24 protein-coding genes, 5 pseudogenes and 1 CRISPR repeat array are annotated in these 24,007 nt (G+C 64.3%); of the genes and pseudogenes, 20 read left to right on the forward strand and 9 right to left on the reverse strand.

Annotated features, from left to right (window positions below; translation table 11 throughout):
* Positions 1 to 19 precede the first annotated feature (19 nt).
* Genes arsH through PXD02_RS04015 form a run of 4 tightly spaced genes read right to left on the reverse strand, consistent with a single transcriptional unit; the run spans position 20 to position 3,118 of the window.
* A complete protein-coding gene (gene arsH, locus PXD02_RS03995) occupies positions 20 to 721 on the reverse strand; it encodes an arsenical resistance protein ArsH (RefSeq protein ID WP_275105646.1) in 702 nt (233 codons plus the stop codon).
* Entirely contained in the window at positions 718 to 1,794 is a 1,077-nt protein-coding gene (gene arsB, locus PXD02_RS04000; protein WP_275105647.1) for an ACR3 family arsenite efflux transporter, read from the reverse strand. Before arsB ends, arsH begins: the two co-directional genes overlap by 4 nt.
* A 15-nt stretch (positions 1,795 to 1,809) precedes the next feature.
* Entirely contained in the window at positions 1,810 to 2,763 is a 954-nt protein-coding gene (gene arsC / locus PXD02_RS16835) for an arsenate reductase (glutaredoxin) (protein WP_473092052.1), read from the reverse strand.
* The gene (locus tag PXD02_RS04015; protein ID WP_275105648.1) at positions 2,756 to 3,118 is read right to left on the reverse strand and encodes an ArsR/SmtB family transcription factor; all 363 of its coding nucleotides are present in this window, start codon (positions 3,116 to 3,118) and stop codon (positions 2,756 to 2,758) included. The genes arsC and PXD02_RS04015 overlap by 8 nt, the downstream gene beginning before the upstream one ends.
* Before the next feature lie 411 nt (positions 3,119 to 3,529).
* On the opposite strand from PXD02_RS04015, the gene PXD02_RS04020 reads away from it, so the two are divergent.
* Both PXD02_RS04020 and PXD02_RS04025 read left to right on the forward strand, forming a co-directional pair.
* On the forward strand, positions 3,530 to 4,477 hold the full coding sequence (locus PXD02_RS04020; RefSeq protein WP_275105649.1) for a TniQ family protein: 948 nt from the start codon (positions 3,530 to 3,532) through the stop codon (positions 4,475 to 4,477).
* Between the two features lie 18 nt (positions 4,478 to 4,495).
* A complete protein-coding gene (locus tag PXD02_RS04025; RefSeq protein ID WP_275105650.1) occupies positions 4,496 to 5,239 on the forward strand; it encodes a MerR family transcriptional regulator in 744 nt (247 codons plus the stop codon).
* Here PXD02_RS04025 and PXD02_RS04030 read toward each other — a convergent pair.
* Positions 5,187 to 5,594 (reverse strand): hypothetical protein, encoded by a 408-nt coding sequence (locus PXD02_RS04030; RefSeq protein WP_275105651.1) that lies wholly within the window; start codon positions 5,592 to 5,594, stop codon positions 5,187 to 5,189. The genes PXD02_RS04025 and PXD02_RS04030 overlap by 53 nt on opposite strands.
* Positions 5,595 to 5,694: 100 nt before the next feature.
* On the opposite strand from PXD02_RS04030, the pseudogene PXD02_RS04035 reads away from it, so the two are divergent.
* From PXD02_RS04035 to PXD02_RS04110, 16 genes and pseudogenes are all read left to right on the forward strand, one after another.
* Positions 5,695 to 6,742 (forward strand): annotated as a pseudogene (locus PXD02_RS04035) (IS481 family transposase).
* Positions 6,743 to 7,199: 457 nt separating this feature from the next.
* The gene (locus PXD02_RS04040; protein ID WP_275105652.1) at positions 7,200 to 7,895 is read left to right on the forward strand and encodes a hypothetical protein; all 696 of its coding nucleotides are present in this window, start codon (positions 7,200 to 7,202) and stop codon (positions 7,893 to 7,895) included.
* 1,010 nt (positions 7,896 to 8,905) lie between these two features.
* A pseudogene (locus PXD02_RS04045) lies at positions 8,906 to 9,067 on the forward strand (IS481 family transposase); the annotation flags it as partial.
* Positions 9,068 to 9,298: 231 nt separating this feature from the next.
* Positions 9,299 to 11,809, forward strand: a complete 2,511-nt coding sequence (gene cas3, locus PXD02_RS04050) for a CRISPR-associated helicase Cas3' (protein ID WP_275106354.1) — start codon at positions 9,299 to 9,301, stop codon at positions 11,807 to 11,809.
* A gap of 87 nt (positions 11,810 to 11,896) precedes the next feature.
* The gene (gene casA, locus PXD02_RS04055; protein ID WP_275105653.1) at positions 11,897 to 13,348 is read left to right on the forward strand and encodes a type I-E CRISPR-associated protein Cse1/CasA; all 1,452 of its coding nucleotides are present in this window, start codon (positions 11,897 to 11,899) and stop codon (positions 13,346 to 13,348) included.
* A complete protein-coding gene (gene casB / locus PXD02_RS04060; RefSeq protein ID WP_275105654.1) occupies positions 13,345 to 13,857 on the forward strand; it encodes a type I-E CRISPR-associated protein Cse2/CasB in 513 nt (170 codons plus the stop codon). Before casA ends, casB begins: the two co-directional genes overlap by 4 nt.
* Positions 13,854 to 14,930, forward strand: a complete 1,077-nt coding sequence (gene cas7e, locus PXD02_RS04065) for a type I-E CRISPR-associated protein Cas7/Cse4/CasC (protein ID WP_275105655.1) — start codon at positions 13,854 to 13,856, stop codon at positions 14,928 to 14,930. Before casB ends, cas7e begins: the two co-directional genes overlap by 4 nt.
* Positions 14,923 to 15,603: a type I-E CRISPR-associated protein Cas5/CasD gene (cas5e, locus tag PXD02_RS04070; RefSeq protein ID WP_275105656.1), complete on the forward strand. Its 681-nt coding sequence runs from the start codon at positions 14,923 to 14,925 to the stop codon at positions 15,601 to 15,603. Before cas7e ends, cas5e begins: the two co-directional genes overlap by 8 nt.
* Complete coding sequence (gene cas6e, locus PXD02_RS04075; protein ID WP_275105657.1) at positions 15,600 to 16,307, forward strand: type I-E CRISPR-associated protein Cas6/Cse3/CasE; 708 nt, start codon at positions 15,600 to 15,602, stop codon at positions 16,305 to 16,307. The genes cas5e and cas6e overlap by 4 nt, the downstream gene beginning before the upstream one ends.
* Entirely contained in the window at positions 16,304 to 17,236 is a 933-nt protein-coding gene (cas1e, locus tag PXD02_RS04080; protein ID WP_275105658.1) for a type I-E CRISPR-associated endonuclease Cas1e, read from the forward strand. Before cas6e ends, cas1e begins: the two co-directional genes overlap by 4 nt.
* Positions 17,236 to 17,526 carry a type I-E CRISPR-associated endoribonuclease Cas2e gene (gene cas2e, locus PXD02_RS04085; protein ID WP_275105659.1) on the forward strand — a complete coding sequence of 97 codons (291 nt, stop codon included), beginning with the start codon at positions 17,236 to 17,238 and terminating at the stop codon, positions 17,524 to 17,526. The genes cas1e and cas2e overlap by 1 nt, the downstream gene beginning before the upstream one ends.
* Positions 17,527 to 17,582: 56 nt before the next feature.
* Positions 17,583 to 19,932: a CRISPR direct-repeat array (repeat unit 29 nt; unit sequence CTGTTCCCCGCATGCGCGGGGATGAACCG).
* 189 nt (positions 19,933 to 20,121) lie between these two features.
* Positions 20,122 to 20,313: a RodZ family helix-turn-helix domain-containing protein gene (locus PXD02_RS04090; RefSeq protein WP_275105660.1), complete on the forward strand. Its 192-nt coding sequence runs from the start codon at positions 20,122 to 20,124 to the stop codon at positions 20,311 to 20,313.
* Positions 20,314 to 20,315: 2 nt separating this feature from the next.
* On the forward strand, positions 20,316 to 20,645 hold the full coding sequence (locus PXD02_RS04095) for a DUF3363 domain-containing protein (protein ID WP_473092053.1): 330 nt from the start codon (positions 20,316 to 20,318) through the stop codon (positions 20,643 to 20,645).
* 74 nt (positions 20,646 to 20,719) lie between these two features.
* Complete coding sequence (locus PXD02_RS04100) at positions 20,720 to 20,926, forward strand: type II toxin-antitoxin system Phd/YefM family antitoxin (RefSeq protein ID WP_473092054.1); 207 nt, start codon at positions 20,720 to 20,722, stop codon at positions 20,924 to 20,926.
* Positions 20,927 to 21,112: 186 nt separating this feature from the next.
* Positions 21,113 to 22,254 (forward strand): IS3 family transposase gene (locus tag PXD02_RS04105; RefSeq protein WP_275106356.1). Its coding sequence is split into 2 segments (ribosomal slippage): positions 21,113 to 21,353 and positions 21,353 to 22,254, totalling 1,143 coding nucleotides; the frame shifts between segments, so codons are not numbered across the junction.
* 54 nt (positions 22,255 to 22,308) lie between these two features.
* Positions 22,309 to 22,581, forward strand: coding sequence for a PIN domain-containing protein (locus PXD02_RS04110; RefSeq protein ID WP_275106357.1), 273 nt, complete (start codon positions 22,309 to 22,311; stop codon positions 22,579 to 22,581).
* A gap of 105 nt (positions 22,582 to 22,686) precedes the next feature.
* On the opposite strand, the gene PXD02_RS04115 is transcribed toward PXD02_RS04110, so the two are convergent.
* Positions 22,687 to 22,851 carry a hypothetical protein gene (locus PXD02_RS04115; protein WP_275106476.1) on the reverse strand — a complete coding sequence of 55 codons (165 nt, stop codon included), beginning with the start codon at positions 22,849 to 22,851 and terminating at the stop codon, positions 22,687 to 22,689.
* Between the two features lie 9 nt (positions 22,852 to 22,860).
* Positions 22,861 to 23,028 (reverse strand): annotated as a pseudogene (locus tag PXD02_RS04120) (VirB3 family type IV secretion system protein); the annotation flags it as partial.
* Between the two features lie 64 nt (positions 23,029 to 23,092).
* On the opposite strand from PXD02_RS04120, the pseudogene PXD02_RS04125 reads away from it, so the two are divergent.
* Positions 23,093 to 23,308, forward strand: a pseudogene (locus tag PXD02_RS04125) (transposase domain-containing protein); the annotation flags it as partial.
* Here the strand turns inward: PXD02_RS04125 and PXD02_RS04130 are convergent.
* Both PXD02_RS04130 and PXD02_RS04135 read right to left on the reverse strand, forming a co-directional pair.
* Positions 23,289 to 23,522, reverse strand: a complete 234-nt coding sequence (locus PXD02_RS04130; protein ID WP_268944286.1) for a DUF6429 family protein — start codon at positions 23,520 to 23,522, stop codon at positions 23,289 to 23,291. The pseudogene PXD02_RS04125 and the gene PXD02_RS04130 overlap by 20 nt on opposite strands.
* Positions 23,523 to 23,580: 58 nt before the next feature.
* Positions 23,581 to 23,754 (reverse strand): annotated as a pseudogene (locus PXD02_RS04135) (transposase); the annotation flags it as partial.
* 38 nt (positions 23,755 to 23,792) lie between these two features.
* Between PXD02_RS04135 and PXD02_RS04140 the strand changes: the two are divergent.
* Positions 23,793 to 23,990, forward strand: coding sequence for a hypothetical protein (locus tag PXD02_RS04140; protein WP_275105661.1), 198 nt, complete (start codon positions 23,793 to 23,795; stop codon positions 23,988 to 23,990).
* Positions 23,991 to 24,007: the final 17 nt, after the last annotated feature.

The raw sequence follows: 24,007 nt of genomic DNA on the forward strand, positions 1-24,007 counted from the left end.
GAATAGCACCGCAAGAAGGTTAAGAGGGCAGATTTACCCGTTCCTCAAGATCAGCCGCCGCTTCCTTGCGCTCGCTGTAGCGGTCGGTCAGGAAGGACGACAGGTCGCGGGTCAGCAGGGTGAACTTCACCAGCTCCTCCATCACATCGACAATGCGGTCGTAATAGCTGGACGGGCGCATCCGGCCGGCCTCGTCGAATTCCTGATACGCCTTGGCGACCGAGGACTGGTTCGGGATCGTTACCATCCGCCTCCAGCGGCCAAGGACGCGCATCTGGTTCACCGCGTTGAAGCTTTGCGAGCCACCCGAAACCTGCATGACAGCCAGCGTTCGTCCTTGCGTCGGCCGGATCGCCCCCATCGACAGCGGAATCCAGTCAATCTGTGACTTCATCACGCCGGTCATGGCGCCGTGCCGCTCGGGGCTGGTCCAGACCTGCCCTTCGGACCAGAGGCACAGGTCGCGCAACTCCTGCACCTTGGGGTGTAATGGGTCGGCATCCTCGGGCAGCGGCAGGCCATTGGCATGAAACACGCGGGTTTCACAACCGAAATGACGCAGCAGACGTTCGGCCTCGAAGGTGGCGAAACGGCTGTAGGATCGTTCGCGCAGAGAGCCGTAGAGTAGCAGAATGCGCGGCGGATGGGTCGTGCGCGCAACGGTGGGACTGTCCAGCGCCATGAGGGCTTGGGACGACAGGTTCGGCAGGTCGGGGATCATGCGCGGGCCTCCGTTGGCGCGGTGTCGGCGGGGAACCAATGGGGTCTGAGGCGCAGGGCGACATTTACCAGCAGGATCAGCACCGGGACTTCGACCAGCGGGCCAATGACGGCCGCGAAGGCCACGGGCGAAGCCAGCCCATAGGCGGCAATCGCAACCGCAATCGCCAGCTCGAAATTGTTGCCTGCCGCTGTGAAGGCGATGGCGGTGGTGCGCGGATAGTCCCTGGCGATCCATCGGCCCATGGCAAAGCTGACCATGAACTGGATGGCGAAATACAGCACCAGCGGAGTGGCGATCCTGACCACATCCAGTGGCAGACGCACCACATCCCCGCCCTTCAAGCTGAACATGGCGATGATCGTGAACAACAGCGCGACCAGCGTGATGGGGCTGATCCTCGGCAGAAAGACGTTGCGATACCAAGAGTCGCCCTTGCGCGCGATCAACAGGCGGCGGGTCAGGAAACCAGCGGCGAAGGGCACACCCAAATAGAGCAACACAGCCTCGGTCACGGTCCGGAAGCCGACGTCGATGACGCTGCCCTCAAGCCCGAACAGTGGCGGCAGCACGGTCAGGAACAGCCAAGCATAGGTCGAGAAGAACAGGATCTGGAAGATCGAGTTGAAGGCCACCAGCCCAGCAACATACTGGTTGTCGCCCCGCGCAAGCTGGTTCCAGACCAGAACCATTGCAATGCAGCGGGCAAGGCCGATCAGGATCAGCCCGGTCATATATTCCGGCTGGTCGCGCAGGAAGATGACCGCCAGCACAAACATCAGCACCGGACCGATCAGCCAATTCTGCACCAGCGACAGCACCAGCACCCGCTTGTCAGCAAAAACCTGCGGCAGCTCTTCATAGCGAACCTTCGCGAGCGGCGGATACATCATCAGGATCAGGCCGATGGCGATAGGAATATTGGTCGAGCCGACCGACATGGCGTTCAGCGCATCCGGCAGACCGTGAAAGACGGTGCCAAGCAACAGGCCAAGGACCATGGCCGCGAAGATCCAGAGCGTCAGATAGCGGTCGAGAAATGAAAGCCGGCGGGCCGGGTTGGGGGCGGTCATCTGGGTTTCCTCGGATCAGGCATAGCGGGTGCGGTTGCCTTGGGCATCCACGACCTGTTCGCCGTCCTCCTTGCTGAAGGCGGCTTGCTGGGGTGGCAGCAGATCCAGCACCAGTTCCGAGGGTCTGCAAAGCCGCACGCCCTTCGGGCTGACCACGATAGGGCGGTTGATCAGGATCGGATGCGCCATCATTGCATCCACCAGCGCCGCATCGGTCAGGTTCGGGTCATCCAGCCCCAATTCGGCATAGGGCGTGCCCTTCTCGCGCAGCAAATCGCGCGGTGCGATGCCCATACGGGCGATCAGCCGTTTCAGCAACGCACGCGAGGGCGGGGATTCGAGATATTCGACGACATGCGGCTCGATCCCGGCATTGCGGATCATCGCCAGCACATTGCGCGAGGTGCCGCATTCCGGATTGTGATAAAGAACGACATCCATATCGTTCCCTGCCCCGGTCGCGCCCTCGGCCCGTCCAATGTCGTGCAGCTTCGACACAAGGCTCGCGCGGTCCAGCGTGCTGATCGGCAAAGCAGCGAAGGCTGATATCCGCGCTTTCAGGTATCGCAGCGTGTCTATGAAGGCCATGTCGCACTGCAAATCGCTGCCGGTCGCAGCCGCTGGATCGGTCAGGCCCCAATGAGCCGTCATGGGCTGCCCCGGCCAGTAAGGACAGGTTTCCCCGGCGGCGTCATCACAGACGGTAAAGACGAAATCCATGACCGGCGCTTCAGGGCCGGAGAACTCGTCCCAGCTTTTCGAGCGCAATCCCTCGGTGGGATAATGGTAGTTTTGCAGGATTTCCAGCGTCCGGGGATGCACCTCTCCTTTCGGATGGCTTCCGGCAGAATAGGCCCGAAACCGGCCGCCGCCTTCCTTGCGCAGCACGCTTTCGGCAATGATCGAGCGGGCGGAGTTTCCAGTGCAGAGAAACAGCACGTTGAACATGCGGGGCAGATCTTCAGCCATGAAGAACATCCTTTTGGGGTTCGCAGGAACAGGACAAAGCAGCCGCGACCGGCGCGCAGACTTCCGGATGGCCATCGCAGCAATCGCGCATCAGGAATTCAATCAGCCCGGCAAGCGTCGGGAAAACAGCACTGTAGATGATAAAACGCCCCTCGCGCCGGGATCGGATCAACCCGGCATGTTCGAGATGGGTCAAATGAAAGGACAACCGCGAGGTCGTCGCGCCACCCAAAGCCACACCGATTGCCCCGGCCGCCATGCCCTCCGGCCCGGCCTGCACCAGCAGCCGAACGACACGCAGTCGCGTTTCCTGGGACATGGCCGCAAAGGCAGCAAGAGCTTCAGGCTCGTTCATCGAATCAATACCTCAATAGATATTGATTAGTATAGATAGTGACAGCGGCGGGTCAAGCGGTGCTGTTATGCTGCACCTGCAGACGGCGGCTTTGTCCCGCATAGCAGACGCTCGGTATCCCGCACAGTGGGTCAGGTTTGGCTGACGTTTGGGGTGGAAGTGCCTGACAGTCATGGGCATCAGGCACAGAAAATCCACGACCTGTGAGTCAAAAATCTCTGGAATCTGACAAACAATATCGTCTGTCAGATGTTTCTGGCTTTCTGTCAGATTTCTGACCCAAATCGCGCTTTGATTGCGCTGGTCGACACGCACTCCTAATCTCGAGCATGTTTTCTGGATCGCGAGGGTGATCGGGTGTGTCTGCACAGTTCATCGGGCACTGAGTTGAGGGCCTGTCCCCCTGAGCCGTTGCCGCTGACGGTGGTGCATCATCCCCTTGAGTCGGCTACATCGCTGATATCCCGCCTTGCTGCGCGACACGGTGCCGCATCGAGTACGGATTTCTGCCGCGACATCGGGCTTCCCTATAAGGCATTTCTGCGTGGTGATCATGACGCCATCGAACAACTGGCGCGCCTCGCCGGATGCGATGCGGATGCGTTGGGGCGGGTCTCGATCCGCAATCTCGGGCGCAATGCCCTGCGTCTACGCGACGAGGTGGCAACGACGCACACGCTGCATCGCTCGCGGATCCGCATCTGCCCGGACTGCACCCGGCAGGATGCAGGGTCCGCAGGGGAAGCCTGGCGCGCGCCCCGGCAGGTGACATGGCAGTTTGTTTCGATCCGGTCGTGTCCGGTGCATCGCTGTGCCCTGATGCACTTTCCGGCAGAAACATTCACCCTGCAGGGCTATGATTTTGCGGCACAAATTAGGAAACACTGGCAACTGATCGAGCGGGCGGAACCTGTGCCGCAAGACCACACGGAATTTGAAGGATATCTCTGGCGCCGGGTCGCTGGCGAACGTGGTGAAGCGTGGATTGACCAACTGGACCTAAATGTCGCACGCCGAGCCTGCGAGGTCTTCGGTCTGTTGCGCGGACGAGGCCCTGACAGCAAGCTGAGTGGGCACGGCGAGACGGAATGGGCACGGTTCGGCCAGTCGGGTTTCGAAGTGTTACGACAGGGCGCGGAGGCCTTGGCCGAGGAATTGGCACGAATGCTGTGCGGCCCCGGGGTCGATCGCCGGTTCTTCTCGCGGGTTTATGGCCCTTTCAGCACATGGCTGAACGGTCGGGGTCTTAGCGACGAGTTCGAGCCGCTGCGCGATATCGTGCGCCGCCGGATATTTGCCAGCTTCGCCGTTCGCAGGGGGATTCTAGTACTGGGCAAGCCTTCGCCGGGCGGGGACTGACACGAGGACGCCGATGCAATGGTCATGGGGAATTTGCCCGCAAATCTGCTGCATCTGATGCGACAGCGGGGCCTTGCGTATCAGGCCAAGGATGGGGAATGGCGCATCAAGGGCTTTGTTACGTCGGCAATGGTCGATGCGTTGCAGCGTGAGTCGCGTGAGCTTGTCGATTTGGACAATGCGGCCAGGCAGCTCGGCCTGTCGCAAGTAGCCGTGCTCGCGCAGATCGAGGCCGGCGCTCTCGCCCCTAGGCTGACCATGCCGTCGGCCGATTATCTGTTCGATTGCGAGATGATACGGTCATGGGGCCGTTTGACGACGATCAATGAAACCGGGCTTCCCCAGCGTTTTGGCGATAGGGACAGCATCGCTCTGACCGTGGCAGAGGTTGCAAAACGCCTGAAGATCACGCCGAAGACCATTTTCTATCTGATCGAGAACGGTTTCCTGGGCGCAGTTCCAATATCTGGCGCAGGCCGCGCAGGCACTGCCGCAGTGCATATCCTCTCCGTGGCAGCTTTCGAAGGCGTCTTCGTTTCCATAGGTCAGCTTTCGGCACTGGCGCGCACGCCACAGGGCGCATTGGCGATCTGGCTAAGGAACGCGGACATCGCAATGGTTGCCTTGCCGCCCGGCCTCAGCCGGATCTATTGGCGCTGCGACATAGGCGCATTCGGGTTGCCACTGCCCAATCCGGGGCCTGTCAGTGTTACGAACGCCGCAGAAGATGCCGTGCGACCTTCGTTGCCGGTAAGTCGCTGATCACCGGGATGAATAGAATCATGATGACGACGAACGAGGCAAGCAGCGCCCAATCAACCCCGTTCACCTCGACGCCGAAGGGGATATCGGCCATGACCGCAAGGTTCTTGAACGAAAAATAGGCCGTTGCCGCGACATAGAGGTGGTCGCGCACAGCCAGCATGGCACGCGCAGGCCGGGAGTACGTTCGCTTACGAAACTCACGACATTCGGAGCGAAGAATCGCCCAGAAGGGTGTGTCTTCCTGGTTTTCCACTCGCCTCGTACCGGGCGTGGGCATGGGGTCGCCACATAGAGCTGCATACAGTGCCTCGGTCGGAAGCGGATCCGCGTCAGTTTTGTCGATAATCGCCAACCGCGTTGATTGCGGCAGTTCCCGCTGCTGGCGCTCGTAATTGCCATAGGTGTCCTCTTAACCTTCTTGCGGTGCTATTCTCAGCAAGGAGGAAGGGACCATGGATAGATCATCGAAGATCAGGAAATCGGCACCACGTGACGCGATCAGCAAGGTTGCGCAGCAGCGGATGAGCGTGCTGGACCTGGCGCGAGAACTTGGGAATGTCGCCGAAGCCTGCCGCCAGCGGGGCATGGATCGCACCAGCTTCTATGACTGGAAGCGCCGCTTTCAGACGCAGGGCTTTGACGGCCTGAAGGACCTGCCGCCGATCCACAAGTCCCATCCTCGGGCGACCGCGCCGGAGGTCGTCGACCGCATCCGGGCCCTGGCGCCGGAGCATCCCGCCTACGGCTGCAACCGTCTTGAGGCCATCCTGTCGCTGGAGGGGACGCGGGTCTCGGCGATCACGATCCAGAAAGCTGCTCAACGACCATGGCTTGGGCACCAGGATCGAGCGCTGGCTGGCGCTGGAGGAGGCGAACGCCGGCAAGGTGATCGACATCACTCCCGAACAGGCTACGTTCCTTGAGAAGCTCAATCCCTGCTTCCGGGAGCGCCATGTCGAGAGCAGCGCTCCTGGCGCGCTTCTGTCGGCTGACACCTTCTTCGTCGGCAGCCTGAAGGGCGTGGGAAAAGTCTACCTGCATGCAGTGGTCGACACCTACGGCTCCTGCGCTTTCGGCTTTCTGCACGTCTCCAAGCAGCCGGAGGCCGCGGTGGCGGTGCTGCACAACGCCGTGCTGCCCTTCTCCGCGAATCTGGACCTGCCGGTGAAAGCCGTGCTGACCGACAACGGCCGAGAGTTCTGCGGCACCGAGAAGCATCCCTACGAGCTCTACCTGGATCTCAACGGCATTGAGCACCGCCGCACCAAGGTCAGGACGCCCAAGACCAACGGCTTCGCCGAGCGCTTCAACGGCACGGTCCTCGACGAATTCTTCCGCATCAAGATGCGCGAGACCTTCTACGACAGCGTCGAGGCGATGCAGGCAGATCTCGATGCCTGGCTTGTCCACTACAACACCGAGCGGCCGCATCTCGGCTACCGCAACATGGGGCGCAGACCAATCGAAACCGTCATGTCATTCGTTAGCCAAGAAGGTTAAGAGGACACCATAGGTTTTTACGCCCAAGCTGAGACGCTCGGCGAATTCAGCCTGACTTTGCCCCGCCTCTGCGCGAATCGCGCGGAGCCGCGTGGCTCCGACCGCGAGAACTCGGTGTATCGGATGCGGCACTCACCCTGGTCGGAAAAGGCTGCAATCGCTCTCGCAGGATCGAAAAGGCACTTGCGCGCGCGGTCTGCACCACGCCGGAGGCGCTGTTCCCGGATCGTTATCAGGGAGGCGAACCATGACCTAGAAAAGGAAAAGGCCAAGAGGGCGGCAACCCTCAAGGCCTTCTTCGGTGTATCAAGATAGCAATCCGATACACCTCTTTCATGACCCATAATCCGGGACCGGTCAAGCGTGCAGGTGATCTGGCGCGCCGGTCCCGCACACCCAAACCCATGAAGGAGGGCCGATGGCGGCCGGCGCGTGCTGGCCGCCTGGCCAATAACCCATGTCCGACGACGATGACAAAAAGCCTTGGCAGCCGCCACAGCGCAGCACCGGTACACGCAGCTTTCCGGCACGGTCCAAATCCAGTTCGCGTGGCTTTCTGCTGGCGCATCTGCCGGTGGAGGCCCGGCCCCGCCAGATCATCTATGAGAGCAATCTGGAACGTCAGACGGCGCTGCTATTGCTGGCGCGCAATGATCTGTGGAACCTGTGGGACCAGCCGCCGAAAATCGCCTTCACGGACAGACGGGGTCGTACGGCCCATCACGTCTTCGACTATCTGGCCGAGTTCAACGGTGGCCGTCGTGTTGCAATTGCCGTCAAGCCACAGGCCCGTGCAGACCGGATCGGCTTTCGCGACACGCTTGCCCGTATCCGCACGGCCCTGCCGCCCCGCTTCGCTGATGAGGTCGTGCTGGTCACCGAAAATGCCCTTCCCGCCGCTGCGGTGCATAATGCCGAGTTGCTGCACATGTTCCGCACCTGCCCCGATCCGGAAGCGGATAGCATCGTCAGAGATATGCTGGCGGCGCAGCGGCAACCGTTCAGCGTCGCGCATATCGTCACCGGGAGCGGCTTGGGCGGTCGGGCTTTCCGCGCATTGGTCCGGGCCATTTATGCGGGGTTGGCGCGTGCCGATCTCGATAGCCGCATCACATCTGCGACTGTCCTGCTGCCGCCGCAGGACCGGCCATGACGATGCTGCGCTTGTCCCGCGCCGATGCTGTCATCGCGCAGGGCACCCTCTGCGCCGTCGCGCGGATCGATCCGCATGTCGTCGAATTGCGCCCGCTCGGCGGCGAGGACGCGCCGATGAGCCTGAGCCACCTCGAACTGATGGGGCAGATCAACTCGGGCAACTTCGAGGTAGAATATGGCTATTTCGGCAGCCGTCAGGCTGCGCGCCGCGCCATGGCGGGACGCGGTTTGCTGGCTCTCCTGTCGAGTGTGGAACAGCAACTGGTGTTCTGGAAGGTCGACTGGTGCGAGGCGTTTCTCGCCGCCGAAGCCAGCGGCGAGGTCTCGCGATCGGATCGGTCCTGCTCGGCTTTTATCCCCAAACTCGAAAGGCGCGTTAGGGAGAAGATGCGGCAAGCCGCAAATGGCAACGTCTTGCCTGACGCGGTCTTCAGGCCCGCGCCCTGCCGCACCAGCCTGATGGGGTGGGTTCGCATCTGGGAGAAGACCCGCGATCCGATGGCCTTGGTGAAGAAGTCACGGTTCAACGGAGTCAATGCCCGCAAGATTGGTCGCGACCAAGAGGCGATCCTGCAACGCAAGCTTGCGGATTACCTGCACCCCAACCGGATTTTTGTTCCCGAACTGCACCGGGCAATCAATGCTGAAATCCGCGAGTGTAATGCGGATGCTGGATCTGCCGGATTGCCCCCCATGCTGGAGGTATCCGAAAGCACCGTCCGGCGCAGACTGGTGGAAATCGATAGGTTCGAACTTTGCGCCGCGCGCCATGGCGTTGCCGAGGCCAAAAACCGCCTGGGTGGTTACGGTGCGGGTCTTCAAGTCGATGTACCGCTTCAACTCATCGAGATGAATGAATGGGAAATCGACCTGATGGCGGTCCTCGCCGCAGGAGGCTTCGATATCAGCGACGCCTGGCTGCGTGATCTCGCGATTGGACGTTATTGGGTCTGCGTCGCTTTCGATGCCGCCACGCGCAGCATTCTAGCGTTGAAGCTGTCGAAAGCGCTCCGCACGCATCTCGCCGACTTCATGGCAGCCTACAACTTCGCGCGTAGGCTCAAGACCTTCGGCGGCCTCACGCCCTACGAATACATCTGCAAGATCTGGACATCAGAGCCAGACAGATTCATCCTAAACCCGATCCACCAGATGCCGGGACTGAACACCTGGCACATTGCGATGCCGTCTGGGGAGGGCGGCAACCACCCCATCTCCGCAGGAGGATCGGAAGGAACGCCAATCACCAATGGCACGAAGCCGGGTCACGCCAACCCGGACGGCCATTACCGTCTAAATACGTTGCTCAGAGAGGACTATCGAGCGCGAGGCAGAACAGATCTTGCTTGCGCCAGAAGGCATGATAGCACCAACATCAATCGGTTAATTGGCGGCTTCTTTATGGATTTGACGCAGATCGCACGTTGGCCGGGGAAAAGCCCTGTGACGCCCGGGGCGCCGGTCCATCCTGCGGCTTATCACATGCTGGACGTGGCCGCCGTGGCCGATGAGTTGCTAGCCGATCATCCCCGGCGCGCCCTATATTGCCTACTGATCGCGTTGCACGATCTGGGCAAGATTGGCGAGGTCTTTCGCCGTGCGCTGAGCGAGGGCGTGGTGCAGGACCGGCGGCATTGGGAGGTCACCGAGGCATGGCTGCATGACCCGCAGATCCTTGCGCTGCTGTTGCAGCATCTGGGGGGGCAGCATCAGGCGCTGCTGCCCTTGATTGCGGCGATCGCGGGCCATCACGGCAGGCCTCCAACGGCCGAGATACCACGCCATCTTGATGCCATGCGATCGCGCGCCGGAACGCAGGCCCATGACGATGCGCTGGATTTCGTGCGAGCCTGCCTGACGCTGTGGCCCGAGGCGCGGCTGGACGGCTTGCGCCAGCGCGAGGCCAAGGCACTGAGCTGGCATCTGGCGGGTGTCACCACCGTCGCGGATTGGGTCGGCTCGAATGCCGCATGGTTTCCTGCCACTCCGGCAACGCAGACGCTGGCCGAATACCTTGATGTCGCTCGTCGGATCGCGCCTATGGCCCTGCATGCGGCGGGTCTGTTGCCGCCCGGTCCAAGGGCTGATCCGCTGTTCGACTTTGCCCTGCGGCCGATGCAGCGGGCGGCGCGTGACATCGCGCTGCCGTTGGGTCCCATGCTGGCGATCATCGAGGACGAAACCGGCGCCGGCAAGACCGAGGCCGCCTTCCTGCTGTTGCAGCGCATGCTGTGCGCGGGCAAGGGGCAGGGGGCATACTTCGCCTTACCGACCATGGCGACGGCGGATGCGATGTTCCGCCGCGCCCGCAATATCGTCGGCGGACTGTTCCAGGACGCTCCGTCATTGACGCTGGCGCATGGCCGGGCGGGTCTGTCGGTCGATTTCCGAGAGGTGCAGAACACCGCGCCCGGCTCGGACGCGCCGGTCTGCGGTGAATGGCTGGTTGAAAGCCGGCGCCGTGCGCTGCTGGCCGATATCGGCGTCGGCACCATCGATCAGGCGCTGATGGCGGTGTTGCCGACGCGCTTTGCCACGCTGCGCAACTGGGGGCTGTCGCGCAAGGTGCTGATCGTGGACGAGGCGCATGAGCTGGGCGAACCCTACTTGGCGCACGAACTGGCGGTGCTGTTGCGCCTGCATGCGATGCAGGGCGGATCGGCCATCCTGCTGACGGCAACCCTGCCGCTTGGTTTGCGGGCACGGCTGTCGCAGGCCTTTGCCCAAGGCGCGGGACAGCCCTTTGCCGCAGACGACGATCCGTCCTATCCCAGCCTGTCGATCCCCGGCGGGACGGCATTGCGCGGTTTCGACCGACCGGCGTCCGGCAAGGGTCCGGTCGCGGTGCGGCGCCTGGCCTCGACCGAGGACGCGCTGGCGGTGTTGGCCCGGCAGGCGGCGGCCGGTGCGGCTTGCGTCTGGGTGCGCAATGCCGTGGACGAGGCTATTGCCGCCGCCGAGGCGCTGCGCGCGCGCGGCATCCCGGCCGATCTGCTGCACGCGCGGCTGACACTTTACGACCGCAAGCGGATCGAGGCGCGGATGATGGCGCGGTTCGGCCGCGACGGCGTGGACAGGGCGGGGCGGGTGCTTGTCGGCACGCAGGTGCTGGAATCATCGCTGGATTGCGATTTCGATGTGATGGTGTCGGACCTGGCACCGGTCGCCTCGCTGATCCAGCGGGCGGGACGGCTGTGGCGGCACATGGACCTGCGCCCGGCGGCCCACCGTCCGGTCGCCGCGCCGCTGCTGCATGTGTTGGCGCCCGACCCGGCGCAGGTCGCCGATGACCGATGGCTGCACGACACGCTGGGGGCGGGGGCCTGGGTCTATCCGCTGGCCGAGCAATGGCGCACCGCGATGGTGCTGGATCAGGCCGGCGCCATTTGCGCACCGGACAATCTGCGCGCCCTGATCGAGGCCGTGCATGGCCCCGATGCCGCTCCTGTCCCGGCGGCGCTGGAGCGGGCCGAAATCGAGGCCGAGGGCGAGGCCTATGCCCGCCGCACCCGCGCCCGCCACGCGACGATCCGCATCGAGGACGGGTATCGAGACGGCGGCGGTGGCTCCGACGACTTGGACTACCCGACGCGGCTGGGACAGGAAATGCGGGTGCTGCTGCTGTTGCGCCGGGTGGGTGGCGCGTTGCGGTTCTGGGCCGACGGCACGGATGCGGGCGAGGCGGCGGCGCTGAGCGAGGTCTCGGCCAGCGCGAGACGCTTGGCGGGGCTGGAGCTGCCCGATCAGGAAACGCCCGAGTTCGCCGCCTTCCGCAAGGATTGGCCCGACTGGCGCAAGGCGGCGGTGACGCTGTGCGTGGTCGGCGAGGATGGCGCGATCTGCAAGGGGTTGGCCTATGACGGCGAGATGGGGCTGCTGTTCACGACCGTGCCGCAGCCGGCGACGACTTGACGCATGCCCAAAGGCGCTGCAGTCTGAAATTGCAGTACATATCGAAAAGCCATCTCGGGTTGTTTCCCAGTTGCCGGAGTGCCCTCCTTGTCGCTCAATCTGATTGCCGACGCCTGGATCCCGGTTCGTTGCGCAAGTGGACGACGGATCATCCGGCCCGACCAGATCGCCGAGGCCGATGTCCTGTTCCCGGACTGGCCGCGCGCCGATCTGAACATTGCCTGTCTGGAACTGCTGATCGGGCTGGTCTATCTGGCCGATCCCGCCCTCGAGGTCGAGGACTGGGCCGAACGGCAGGCCGATCCCGAACGCCTGCGCGCCGCCCTTGCCCCCCTGGCCCCCGCCTTCGACCTGGGCGGCGACGGCCCGCGCTTTCTGCAGGACATGGAACGCTTCGAAGCCGCCAATGCCAAGGCCGAGATCAATGCGCCGGACATGCTGTTCATCGACTCGGCTGGCGGAAATACGGCCAAGAACAATGCCGACCTGATGGTGCGGCGCGGGCGCTATCCGCGGTTGGACCCGGCGATGGCGGCGATGGCGCTTTACACCTTGCAGTCGCAGGCCCCCGCCGGCGGGGCCGGCAACCGCACCTCGATGCGCGGCGGCGGGCCGATGGTGACGCTGGCCGAGCCGCCGCAGCCGGGGCTGTGGCCGCTGGTCTGGGCCAATGTTCCCCTGGGCCGGCCGCAGGGCACGGACGCGCTGCCGTGGATGCGGGCGACCCGGCGCTCGGACGCCGGGCAGGTGGTCGGCGAGCCGGAGGACGGCAATCTGGCCGAAGCGTTCTTTGGCATGCCGCGCCGCCTTCGGCTGGTCTTTGACGGCGAGGCCGTGACCGGCGTGCTGCAAAAGCCCTATGGCGCCAACTACGCCGGCTGGCGCCATCCGCTGACCCCCTATTACTGCGTCAAGGCGGCCGAGGAATGGCTGTCCCAGCATCCCCGCGCCGGCGCCTTCGGCTATCGCAACTGGCTGGGCATCAACGCGGCCGCGCGCAGCGATACCCGGCACCAGGCGGCCGCCCTGAGCGGCTATCGCGACCGGGTGGGCAGCCTGCCCGGCGCGCGGGTGATCGTCGCCGGCTGGGCGATGGACAACATGAAGCCCCGCGACTTTACCCTGTCGCACGAGCCGATGATCGGCGATCCGGCCATGCTGGACCGCATCCAGAAGATGGTCGCGGCGGCCGAGATGGCGGCCCTGGCGTTGCGCAATGCGCTGAGGCCTCTTGTCGGCGAGGGGACGGCGCTGGATGCCCTGCGCGAGGAGTTCTTTCTGCGCACCCAGACTCCGTTCGAGGACTTGTGCGCCCGCCCCGACAGCGTGGCCCGCTGGCTTGCGGTGATGGAGACCACCGCCATGGGCATTTTCGACGATCAGGCCATGCCGGGCCTGGCCGCCGCCCGCATTGCCGACGTGGAAAGGATCCTGACCGAGCGCAAGCACCTGCGGGCGATGTTCGGCGGGCGCAGCAAGCCGGGCGCGAAACTGTATGGCGAACTGGATATCCCGGTTCCGGCAAAGGAAACCGCATGACCGACGACATCGGAAAGACCCTGGCCGCCTGGTGGCGCGAGGTGCTGCGCCCAGGGGATGACAACTCTGCCGCCCGCGCCCTGCGCGCACGGTTGCGGCGGGCCGAGGCGCTGGACGTGCTGGCCCAGCCGCAGGTGCATGACCTGGTGGCCCGCGCACCCTGGTTGCGCGCCCGGCCCGAGGCGCTGATCCGCACCGTGCAGGTCCTGGCCCTGGTCGAGCGCAGCGATGCCCGCAGCCTGGCGCGGGTGCTGGGCGCGGGCGATCCGCCGGCCATGTCGCGGGCGCGTTTCGAACGGCTGGTGCGCAGCGAGGCGGACGGCCTGTCCCGCGCCCTGCGCCGCGCCCTTGCCATGACCGAGGGCGGATGCGCCGTCGTAAGCCTGGGTCGCGATGTCCTGAACTGGGACGGCGAGCGCGGCGACGACATCCGCCGCACCTGGTATTTCGACTATTTCAACGCCGGGCGTCCCGCCCAATCCGATGCTGCCGAGGATGTTTCCCAATGACCACCTTCCTGCAATTGCACCTGCTGACCGCCTATCCGCCCTCGAACCCGAACCGCGACGACCAGGGGCGACCGAAACAGGCGCTGGTCGGCGGCGCGCCGCGGCTGCGGCTGTCCAGCCAGTCGGTGAAGCGGGCGCTGCGCCTGTCCGAGCCGTTCCGGCAGGGATTGGCCGGTCACATGGGACAGCGCACCAAGTTCATCGCCAAGGACGTGCTGGATTACCTGATCGCCGGCGGCATGGAGCCTGCGCAGGCCCGCACGCGCGCAGAGGAGATCGCCAAGGTGTTCGGCAAGATCGAGCCGCAGGACAAGAAGCGCCCGGACGAGATGCAGGGCACGACGCTGGCTTTTGTCTCGCCCGACGAACGCGGCTTTGCGCTGGCGCTGGCCGACAAGGCGCTGGCGGGCGAGGAAATGCCCAAGGACAAGGAGTTGGCCAAGACCGTGCTGCGCACCGCCGATGGCGCGGTGGACATTGCCATGTTTGGCCGCATGCTGGCCGACAATCCCGATTTCAACCGCGATGCCGCCGTGCAGGTTTCGCACGCCATCACCACACATCGCGCCGTGGCCGAGGATGATTATTTCACCGCTGTCGATGACCTCAAGCGCGATGGCAATGCTGGCGGCGCGCATCTGGGCGAGCATGGCTTCGGGTCGGGCGTCTATTACCTTTATGCCTGCGTCAACACCGATCTGCTGGTCGAAAACCTGGGCGGCGACAAGGAACTGGCGGCGCGGGGGCTGCGGGCGCTGGTCAGGGCGATCGCCACCGCCACGCCCTCGGGCAAGCAAAACAGCCACGCGCATTACCCGCGCGCCGGCTATGTGCGGGCTGAGCTGGGCAGCAACACGCCCCGTGACCTGACCGGCGCCTTTTTCGCCCCGGTCAGGGGGGATGATCTGTTCGACGCCTCGGCGCGGGCGCTGGAACGGACCGCGGCCGATATTGACCGGGCCTATGGCGCCACCTGCGATGCCCACAAGATCATGGACGTGCCGAAGGGCCAGGGTACACTGGCCGAGATCGAGGAGTTTGCCGCCAGCGCGCTGGAGCGGCTGGATGGCTGAGCATCTGGTTTTTACCCTTTGCGCCACGTTGGCCGCGAACGGCGACCTGGCCGGGCATGAGCGGCGGGGCACGCTGACCTGGCCGGGCCGTTCGGCCATCCTAGGCCTTCTGGCGGCGGCGCGCGGCATCCGCCGCGAGGATGCCGCCGGGCTTGCGGCGCTCGATGCGTTGCAAACCGCCGTCGCCATCCATGACGCCGGCCAGCCGCTGCGCGATTATCACACTGTCCAGACCGTCCCCAGCGCGGCCGTCAAGCACCCCGATAGCCGGGCCGAGGCATTGCGACGCGCGGGCCGCGCCGTCAATACGACCTTGACCCAGCGCGATTATCGCACGGGCGTGCTTTATGCCGTTGCCGTCTGGGGGCTGGACATGGCACCGTTTCGCGACGCGCTGCTGCGGCCTGTGTTCACGCTTTACCTGGGGCGCAAGTCCTGCCCGCTATCGGTGCCGCCCGCGCCTCGGCTGGTCCAGGCTGACGACCCGATGACCGCACTTGCCGCCGCGCAGATGCCTGCATTCCGGGACGCGCCGCAGGCGCAGGTGATCTATTCAGACATGGCGCTGCCCGGCGCGCGGGTCGAGCGGCGCAATGACGTGGCGCTGGACCGCCAGCGTTGGCATTTCTCCAGCCGCGCGGTGCATGTCCTGCATCCGCAGGGGGCCGCATGAGCCTGTTTCTGTCCCGCCTGACGCTGTCCCGCGCCCCGTCGGTTGAGGTGTTGAAGCGCCTGATCGACCCTCAGGAACGCAGCCGGGCCACCGATGCCCATCACCGCCTGCTGTGGTCGGCCTTTGCCGGCGATGCCGATGCCAGCCGCGATTTCCTGTGGCGGGCCGAAGGCAACGGCCGGTTCTTTGTCCTGTCGCACCGCCGGCCGGCGGATTCGCCATTCTTCGACCCCCCCGAGGTCAAGGCGTTTACCCCGGCGCTTGCCCCCGGCGATCGGCTGGATTTCGTCCTGCGCGCGAATGCCACCCGCACCCGCAAGACCGGCGAGGTGACCGCCTCGGGCAAGGAGCGGCGCAAGCATGACGATGTGGTCATGCACGCCATTCGCGACCTGCCCAGGGGCCAGCGCGCCGAGGCTCGCATGGCCGCGGCCGCCGACGCCGGCCTGAAATGGCTGCAAGGCCAGGGCGAGCGCGGCGGTTTCCATGTCGAGCGGGCCGAGGTCGCGGACTATTCGGTCGTGGCTTTGCCCGATCATCGCGGTCCGCGCCGGGGCCAGCCGCAGTTCGGCGTGCTGGACATGGCTGGGGTGGTTCGTGTCGAGGATCCGGCCTTGCTCTTGGACCGGATCGCCCAGGGATTCGGCCGGGCCAAGTCCTTTGGCCACGGGCTGATGCTGATCCGCCGGACCCGTGCCGCATGACCATGCCGGGCCTGCCGCCACCGAGGCCGATCCCGATAAAGGACCGCTCGACCCTGGTCTTTGTCGAGCGTGCGCAACTGGACGTCGCCGATGGTGCCTTTGTTGCGGTCAATGCCGACGGCACCCGCACCCAGATCCCGATTGGCGGGCTGGCTGGGGTCATGCTGGAACCGGGCGCGCGGATCTCGCATGCCGCAGTCGCGCTGGCCGCGCGCACCGGCACACTGATTACCTGGGTAGGCGAGGCCGGCGTGCGGCTTTATTCGGCCGGCCAGCCTGGCGGGGCGCGCGCCGACCGGCTGCTGTGGCAGGCGCGGCTGGCGCTGGATGACACCGCGCGGCTGCGCGTCGTGCGCAAGATGTTCGCGCTGCGCTTTGGCGAAGACGCGCCCTTGCGTCGCTCGATCGACCAACTGCGCGGGATCGAGGGCGTGCGGGTGCGCAAATCCTATGAACTTCTGGCGCAGGCGCATGGCGTTCCCTGGACCCGGCGCAGCTATGATCCCAAGGACTGGGAGGCGGGCGATGTGCCCAACCGATGCCTGTCGGCCGCGACCGCCTGCCTGCACGGCCTGACCGAGGCTGCGGTGCTAGCGGCGGGCTATGCACCGGCGATCGGCTTCCTGCACAGCGGAAAGCCGCTGTCCTTTGTCTACGACATTGCCGACTTGTGGAAGATCGACACCGTGGTCCCCGAGGCCTTTCGCATCGCAGGTCTCGCCGCGCGGGGCAAGCTGGACATGAGCCCGGACCGGGCCGTGCGGCTGGCCTGCCGGGACGTATTCCGCAAATCCGGCCTGTTGGCCAGGATCATTCCACGCATTGAGGAGATTCTGGAAGCCGGCGAACTGCCACGTCCCCAGCCGCCCGCCGATGCGATTGGCCCAGCGTTTCCCGACGACCAGTCCGGCGACGAGGGGCATCGTTGATGATCGTGATCGTGGTGGCGAATGCTCCGCCTCGATTGCGCGGTCGCCTGGCGGCTTGGCTGGTCGAAGTTCGCGCGGGCGTCTATGTCGGAGAATATTCGTCCCGCACGCGAGAGATGATCTGGTCCCAGGTGACCGGCGGCATCGAGCAGGGCGACGCGGTAATGATCTGGAGCGCGCCTACAGATCAGGGCTATGCTTTCGAGACGGCCGGCCGCAATCGCCGCATGCCTGTCGATTTCGATGGGCTGAAGCTCGTCTCGTTCTTTCCCCGCAATGATGCCGGATAGTTGGTAGATTCCTCAGTCTTGCTGGAATATCGGTAGATCAATAGGTTCCACGAAGACTGTTCCCCGCATGCGCGGGGATGAACCGAACGGCCAGACTAACGCAGCCAGCCTGGTCCGCTGTTCCCCGCATGCGCGGGGATGAACCGGGTCACGGGAGCGGTGATGCCGGGCGCAGTGACTGTTCCCCGCATGCGCGGGGATGAACCGCGGCAGGGTTGCGTCCCAGTAGAGACCCCGCACTGTTCCCCGCATGCGCGGGGATGAACCGCGCAGGACCGGGGTCACATGGAACTCCAACACCTGTTCCCCGCATGCGCGGGGATGAACCGACGCCCTTAACCTCAAAGACCTTGTTCACATCCTGTTCCCCGCATGCGCGGGGATGAACCGGAAATCGGCATACGCGAAACCAAGTTGAAAAACTGTTCCCCGCATGCGCGGGGATGAACCGGGAGAACCTACTGCTCGAAGAGCAGAAGGAAACTGTTCCCCGCATGCGCGGGGATGAACCGGCTACCTGCTGCGGGAACGGCTTAGCAAGGCTCTGTTCCCCGCATGCGCGGGGATGAACCGGAGATCGGTCGGCGCGAGGGGTTCGAGATCACCTGTTCCCCGCATGCGCGGGGATGAACCGCCAAGATCGCACTCCTGCGGGCACTGCTGTCCCTGTTCCCCGCATGCGCGGGGATGAACCGCGGGCAATCATCACGCATCGGGGGGCGAAATGGCTGTTCCCCGCATGCGCGGGGATGAACCGCAAGACAAAGGGCGTCCCGTTCTCGGTCGAGTCTGTTCCCCGCATGCGCGGGGATGAACCGCTGACCGATGATCGACGCCATTCCGTTCCCCGCTGTTCCCCGCATGCGCGGGGATGAACCGGCTTTGGTAACAACCTCGCCCAAGCGGCGGGTCTGTTCCCCGCATGCGCGGGGATGAACCGATCGCATCCCCTGCCGCCACTCCGTCCAGGATCTGTTCCCCGCATGCGCGGGGATGAACCGCCAGAGCGGCCGCGCGGGTCTTCGGCCCATCGCTGTTCCCCGCATGCGCGGGGATGAACCGGCCGCGCTCCAGGAAATCGACCAGCCCGTCGACTGTTCCCCGCATGCGCGGGGATGAACCGCCGCTGGCCGAGTCATCGGTCGCCCGGCAACACTGTTCCCCGCATGCGCGGGGATGAACCGGCCAGCCCGCCGCCGTGCGGATGCGCTCGCGGCCTGTTCCCCGCATGCGCGGGGATGAACCGAGGCGGGCCTGCTGCCGACAGAGACGCCGGCGCTGTTCCCCGCATGCGCGGGGATGAACCGAGGCATTCCGTGCGCCTGACCTGTTTCTCGCCCTGTTCCCCGCATGCGCGGGGATGAACCGCTGCATCCCTGAAAGCGTTTTGAGCGTGGCCTCTGTTCCCCGCATGCGCGGGGATGAACCGACACCTGAGGAGATCGATGTCACGCACCAGCACTGTTCCCCGCATGCGCGGGGATGAACCGGTCATCGGCTGATCGTCCAGCACGTCCGAAACCTGTTCCCCGCATGCGCGGGGATGAACCGCGCGCCTGCAGGCGCTTCCGCATGGCCTGGAACTGTTCCCCGCATGCGCGGGGATGAACCGATGTGCCCGAGGATATCAAGAGCGCAGCCTTGCTGTTCCCCGCATGCGCGGGGATGAACCGGATCTGATCCTGCTGATGGAACGCGGCGGATGCTGTTCCCCGCATGCGCGGGGATGAACCGCGCGCCAAACCCGGCGATCCCAACTTCGCCGGCCTGTTCCCCGCATGCGCGGGGATGAACCGTGCTGTCAGCTACGAGTGGCAGCTACAGCGCACTGTTCCCCGCATGCGCGGGGATGAACCGCACTTACCGCCAAGCCGAGCGCTGGCGACGACCTGTTCCCCGCATGCGCGGGGATGAACCGCCCTGTCACCTGATGGGATACCTGCCAGCTTTCTGTTCCCCGCATGCGCGGGGATGAACCGCCGACCTCGAGCAGGACGATTTCCGGTTCTTGCTGTTCCCCGCATGCGCGGGGATGAACCGAGACCGCATGCTGCGGAACACTCCGATAGGCCCTGTTCCCCGCATGCGCGGGGATGAACCGGGAGCACTTGTCTAAGTGTCTGGAAATAATGGCTGTTCCCCGCATGCGCGGGGATGAACCGGCAACGAACACCGGCTGATCATGCAGGCCACGCTGTTCCCCGCATGCGCGGGGATGAACCGGTGTGCCGCAGATCGTGGAACCGGAAGTCCTCCTGTTCCCCGCATGCGCGGGGATGAACCGCGCGCCGACCGGGTAATTCCCAATCCAGAGCGCTGTTCCCCGCATGCGCGGGGATGAACCGCGCGAGGCGACGGAATGGGATCAGGTCGTCATCTGTTCCCCGCATGCGCGGGGATGAACCGGCCACCAAAGAGCGTCTCGCCGATCAGGACTATCCGGCCGCTCTAGATCGTAAGCTTGGGCCGATAGTGGTGCTCCATACGAATGGCCGCTAATGCAACGTTTCTGAAGTCACTATGCCGCAACGCGACTGACAGCTTCCCACCCTTTTTGACGCTCCTCTCTGGCACCCCCCAATCAAGGTGATGCAGATGGTGTCAGGAATCCTTTCCTTTTTCTCACTGGAAAAAGAAACAATTCTTGACATGAGTCTTCTCCGTGTGACGCGCCGCGCACGGGGCATGACGCAGGCCGATGTCGCCTCCATGGCGCAAATCAGCCTGCCGACGCTCCGGGTGCTTGAGCAGGATGAAGGGGGTTTCACGCCCTTGTCGCAGAGATAGCGGTGCTGGGCGTGCGCTGGGGCTGGGCGCCGGATCGCGCAGAGGCGGCGACCGCGTTGGCCGCGCGGCGCCGCGCTAAGGGCTTAATCCAGGCGGAACTCGCCACTCGCATCGGGGTCACCTATCGCCGGCGATTCGCCCTGGCCTCCGGCCGCTTGGCCATGATCGACGACGGGCTCGGCTTCAAACTGGTGCCGTGGACGCCCTCGCTCGAACGGCATCTGGGTCAGCATGTCTCCGGCGTCGCGCGTGGCGATGGCGGCGTGGACTGGAGCTTTGGCCGGAAGTGTGGGCTGGATCACATTGACGGCCGGTGTTGCCATCCCATATGACTACAGATAGTCATTGCGAGGAACGGCCATGAAGGAACTCCAGCATCAGGGATGCGAAGGCGACGCTCTCCGCCGTGGTCGATCAGGCCGTGGCCGGCGAGCCGACGGTCATCACCCGGCACGGCCGCAAGGAGGCGGTGCTGCTCTCCTTCGAGGAATGGCAGCGCATCTCGCGAGTTCCGGATTTCGCCGACCTGCTGCTGGCCTTTCCCGGCCAGCCGGAGGATATCCCCGAACGCACCCGCAAGCCTGCACGCGCGCTGCGGGATACGAGCCTCTGAATCTTGTACCTGCTCGATACCAACATCGTTTCGGCCTCCGCGCCGACGAGGCGAGACGCCGATGTTCTCGCTGCATGGATTCGCGTCCACAGCGACCGGCTCTATCTCTCGGCCATCACCATCGCAGTGAATAGCCCCATGTTTCGTGGACGCCTTTTTCGCTAACTTTGAGGCAAGGAGGCCATGATGGGCACAGGTAATTTCACTGACGATTTCAAGCGCGATGCGGTGGCGCAGATCACGGAGCGGGGCTACCCGGCCAAGGAGGTCTCTGAGCGGCTCGGGGTGAGCACGCACTCGCTCTATGCCTGGAAGCGCAAGTTCGCGAAGGCGGTGTCGGGTGAGACGGCAAAGGATGCCGAGATCCGACGACTGAAGCGAGAGCTGGTCCGGGTATCGGAGGAACGTGACATCCTAAATAAAGCCACCGCGTATTTCGCCAGGGATGCAAAGTGAGATACGCGTTCGTGGCCGAGCATCGGGGTCAGTTTTCCATCCGTGCGATGTGCCGGTGCCTGCGCATCCAGCCGAGCGGGTTCTATGCCTGGCTGCAGGCGCCGGTGAGCGCGCGAGCCCAGGAAGACAGGCGCCAGACCGAACTGCTGCAGAAGGCTTGGGCCGAGAGCGGCAAGGTCTACGGCTACCGCAAGCTGCATGATGATCTGGTTGAACAGGGCGAAAGCATTTGTCCGAACCGGGTCGCCCGATTGACGCAGCTTGCGGGGATCAAGGCGCAGATCGGCTACAAGCGCCGCCCCGGAAGTTATGGCGGCAAGCCGTCGGTCGTGGTCGACAACACCCTCGACCGGCAGTTCAACGTCGAGGCCCCGGACAAGGTCTGGGTGACCGATATCACTTACATCCGGACGCAAGAGGGGTTCGCCTACCTCGCGGTGGTCATCGATCTCTATTCCCGGCGTGTGGTTGGCTGGTCGATGCAAAGTCGGCAGACGACAGATGTCGTTCTGCAGGCCCTGCTGATGGCCGTCTGGCGGCGCAAGCCGAAGACCAAGGTGCTGGTTCATTCAGATCAGGGCAGCCAGTTCACCAGCATGGACTGGGCAGCATTCCTGCGCGCCCACAATCTTGAGCATTCCATGAGCCGCCGTGGCAACTGTCACGACAACGCTGTTGCCGAGAGCTTCTTCAACCTGCTCAAGCGCGAACGGATCAGGCGCAGGACCTACCGGACCCGCGAAGACGCAAGGCAGGACGTGTTCGATTATATCGAGATGTTCTATAACCCGAAGCGCAAACATGCGAGAAACGGAATGCTGTCGCCCGCAGAGTTCGAGCGACGGCAGATGATGAGACGGGAAGGCGTCTAAGAAACTCGAAGGCTATTCACCGAGATCGAGGCCGGCATCGCCCGGGCGGTCAGGATCGGCGCCAGCAGCAAGGCCCCGGCGCTGCGCCGCTGGCTCGCTGCGGTCGAGCATTTCTACGCCCGCCGGATCCTCGCTTTCGGCATCGAGGAGGCTCGTCACGCCGGGGCGATCCTCGACCAGGCGCGTGCCCATGATCCGGGCTTCGAGGACATCGCCATCGCGGCGACGGCCGCCGCGCAGGGCCTGACGGTGCTGACCGCCAACGAGCGGCATTTCGCGCCGCTCGGCGTGCCCTATGCAAATCCGTTGAAGGAACTGCCCGCATAGCAGGGCATTCGGCCAAGGATTGCGGCCAGACCTGCATTTCTCGACCGGCCTATTCCCGGATCAGCGCCGCCATTTCTCGGAAACGGGGCGCTTCGCCGTGCGCAGCTATTCGGCCGCGACGGCAGAGTCCAGATCCGGTTCGCAAGACTTCGCCGTGCGCTGGAACGAACCGTCCTTGTTCAGCACCACGCCAGACGCGACCAGTGCCGCCCAGGGCAGAAAGTCGGCGAGGCGGGATGCGGTGCGGCGGTATTCGGCAAGGTTCATCATGGTTCATCCTTACACTGAGAGGTGGCAAGGCAGACGCAGATGGCGGCGCGCGACCTCGACGAAGAGCGGATCGCGCTTTGCTGCCCAGACCGCTGTGAGATGGCCGACCGCCCAGATCAGCAGGCCGGCGAGCCAGAGTTGCAGCCCAAGGCCCGCGGCCCCAGCCAGCGTGCCGTTGGCTTTCACGGAACTGGCGTAGGGCGGTGCGAAAGCTTTCCGAGGACAGTGAGCGGTAGACCCTAGACGGAACTGGTTATTCGCAGGCTCGGACGCGGGCGGCGAAACGCTCGCCCGCGCCCTGACGGTTATCGAAACAGCAAAGATGAACGGGCTGGATCCGCAGGCTTACCTGGCCGATATCCTGGACCGCATCCACGATCACATGAGCAACCGTCTCGGCGAATTGCTGCCTTGGAACTGGGCGCCAATGGGGACGGTCAAGATCGAGGCCGCGTAAACAGCGCCCGAAAGAGTTCTTCAGACTGCCTCAGACCCTCATCGGTGAGGATGACCGACTTTGCCTTGTTGACCGGATCGGCGATCAGACCCCGGGCATGCAACCGCTCCAGGGCGTCCCAGTCAAAGCCCTTCCACGCCCGCCGCTCGTCATGCAGCGTCAACCACAGCAGCGCCAGAACGGCATCATCGATCTTGTCCCGATCAATCTCCATAGCCTGAGCATACCACGTCAGACTGGGGCGGAAATCGGGCGGTTACGAAATACGCGGTGGCTTTATTTAGGATGTCACGTTCCTCCGATACCCGGACCAGCTCTCGCTTCAGTCGTCGGATCTCGGCATCCTTTGCCGTCTCACCCGACACCGCCTTCGCGAACTTGCGCTTCCAGGCATAGAGCGAGTGCGTGCTCACCCCGAGCCGCTCAGAGACCTCCTTGGCCGGGTACTGTTGCAGACACCCTCGGGACGGCTGACGTCATCGAGTTGAGCAGTTCTTATTATGGCGGGGATTGGGCGACCTTCCAAAACGGCAACAACCTTGTGATCGGTGTCGCCAGCCAGATATCAGCCGGAAACCTATCAACCGCCGCCACGGTGAAGGACTTCTTCCTTGCTGGCGCGAATACGGTTGAATATCTCGTTGTCGGCGCCGACACACGGGATCTTACTGTCCTTTTGTGACAGATAGGGCTGTCCAG

Source organism: Paracoccus sp. S3-43 (genome assembly GCF_029027965.1).
Lineage (GTDB): Bacteria > Pseudomonadota > Alphaproteobacteria > Rhodobacterales > Rhodobacteraceae > Paracoccus.

What these genes read in the sequence shown, in the direction of transcription:
- PXD02_RS04040 (WP_275105652.1), top strand. Translation starts at nt 7,200, where the DNA reads ATGTCCGACGACGATGACAAAAAGCCTTGGCAGCCGCCACAGCGCAGC.
- PXD02_RS04115 (WP_275106476.1), bottom strand. Translation starts at nt 22,851, where the DNA reads ATGATGAACCTTGCCGAATACCGCCGCACCGCATCCCGCCTCGCCGAC.
- cas5e (WP_275105656.1), top strand. Translation starts at nt 14,923, where the DNA reads ATGGCTGAGCATCTGGTTTTTACCCTTTGCGCCACGTTGGCCGCGAAC.
- arsC (WP_473092052.1), bottom strand. Translation starts at nt 2,763, where the DNA reads ATGGCTGAAGATCTGCCCCGCATGTTCAACGTGCTGTTTCTCTGCACT.
- cas7e (WP_275105655.1), top strand. Translation starts at nt 13,854, where the DNA reads ATGACCACCTTCCTGCAATTGCACCTGCTGACCGCCTATCCGCCCTCG.
- cas1e (WP_275105658.1), top strand. Translation starts at nt 16,304, where the DNA reads ATGACCATGCCGGGCCTGCCGCCACCGAGGCCGATCCCGATAAAGGAC.
- PXD02_RS04130 (WP_268944286.1), bottom strand. Translation starts at nt 23,522, where the DNA reads ATGGAGATTGATCGGGACAAGATCGATGATGCCGTTCTGGCGCTGCTG.
- cas3 (WP_275106354.1), top strand. Translation starts at nt 9,299, where the DNA reads ATGGATTTGACGCAGATCGCACGTTGGCCGGGGAAAAGCCCTGTGACG.
- PXD02_RS04015 (WP_275105648.1), bottom strand. Translation starts at nt 3,118, where the DNA reads ATGAACGAGCCTGAAGCTCTTGCTGCCTTTGCGGCCATGTCCCAGGAA.
- arsH (WP_275105646.1), bottom strand. Translation starts at nt 721, where the DNA reads ATGATCCCCGACCTGCCGAACCTGTCGTCCCAAGCCCTCATGGCGCTG.
- casB (WP_275105654.1), top strand. Translation starts at nt 13,345, where the DNA reads ATGACCGACGACATCGGAAAGACCCTGGCCGCCTGGTGGCGCGAGGTG.
- arsB (WP_275105647.1), bottom strand. Translation starts at nt 1,794, where the DNA reads ATGACCGCCCCCAACCCGGCCCGCCGGCTTTCATTTCTCGACCGCTAT.
- PXD02_RS04025 (WP_275105650.1), top strand. Translation starts at nt 4,496, where the DNA reads ATGGTCATGGGGAATTTGCCCGCAAATCTGCTGCATCTGATGCGACAG.
- cas6e (WP_275105657.1), top strand. Translation starts at nt 15,600, where the DNA reads ATGAGCCTGTTTCTGTCCCGCCTGACGCTGTCCCGCGCCCCGTCGGTT.
- PXD02_RS04090 (WP_275105660.1), top strand. Translation starts at nt 20,122, where the DNA reads ATGGTGTCAGGAATCCTTTCCTTTTTCTCACTGGAAAAAGAAACAATT.
- cas2e (WP_275105659.1), top strand. Translation starts at nt 17,236, where the DNA reads ATGATCGTGATCGTGGTGGCGAATGCTCCGCCTCGATTGCGCGGTCGC.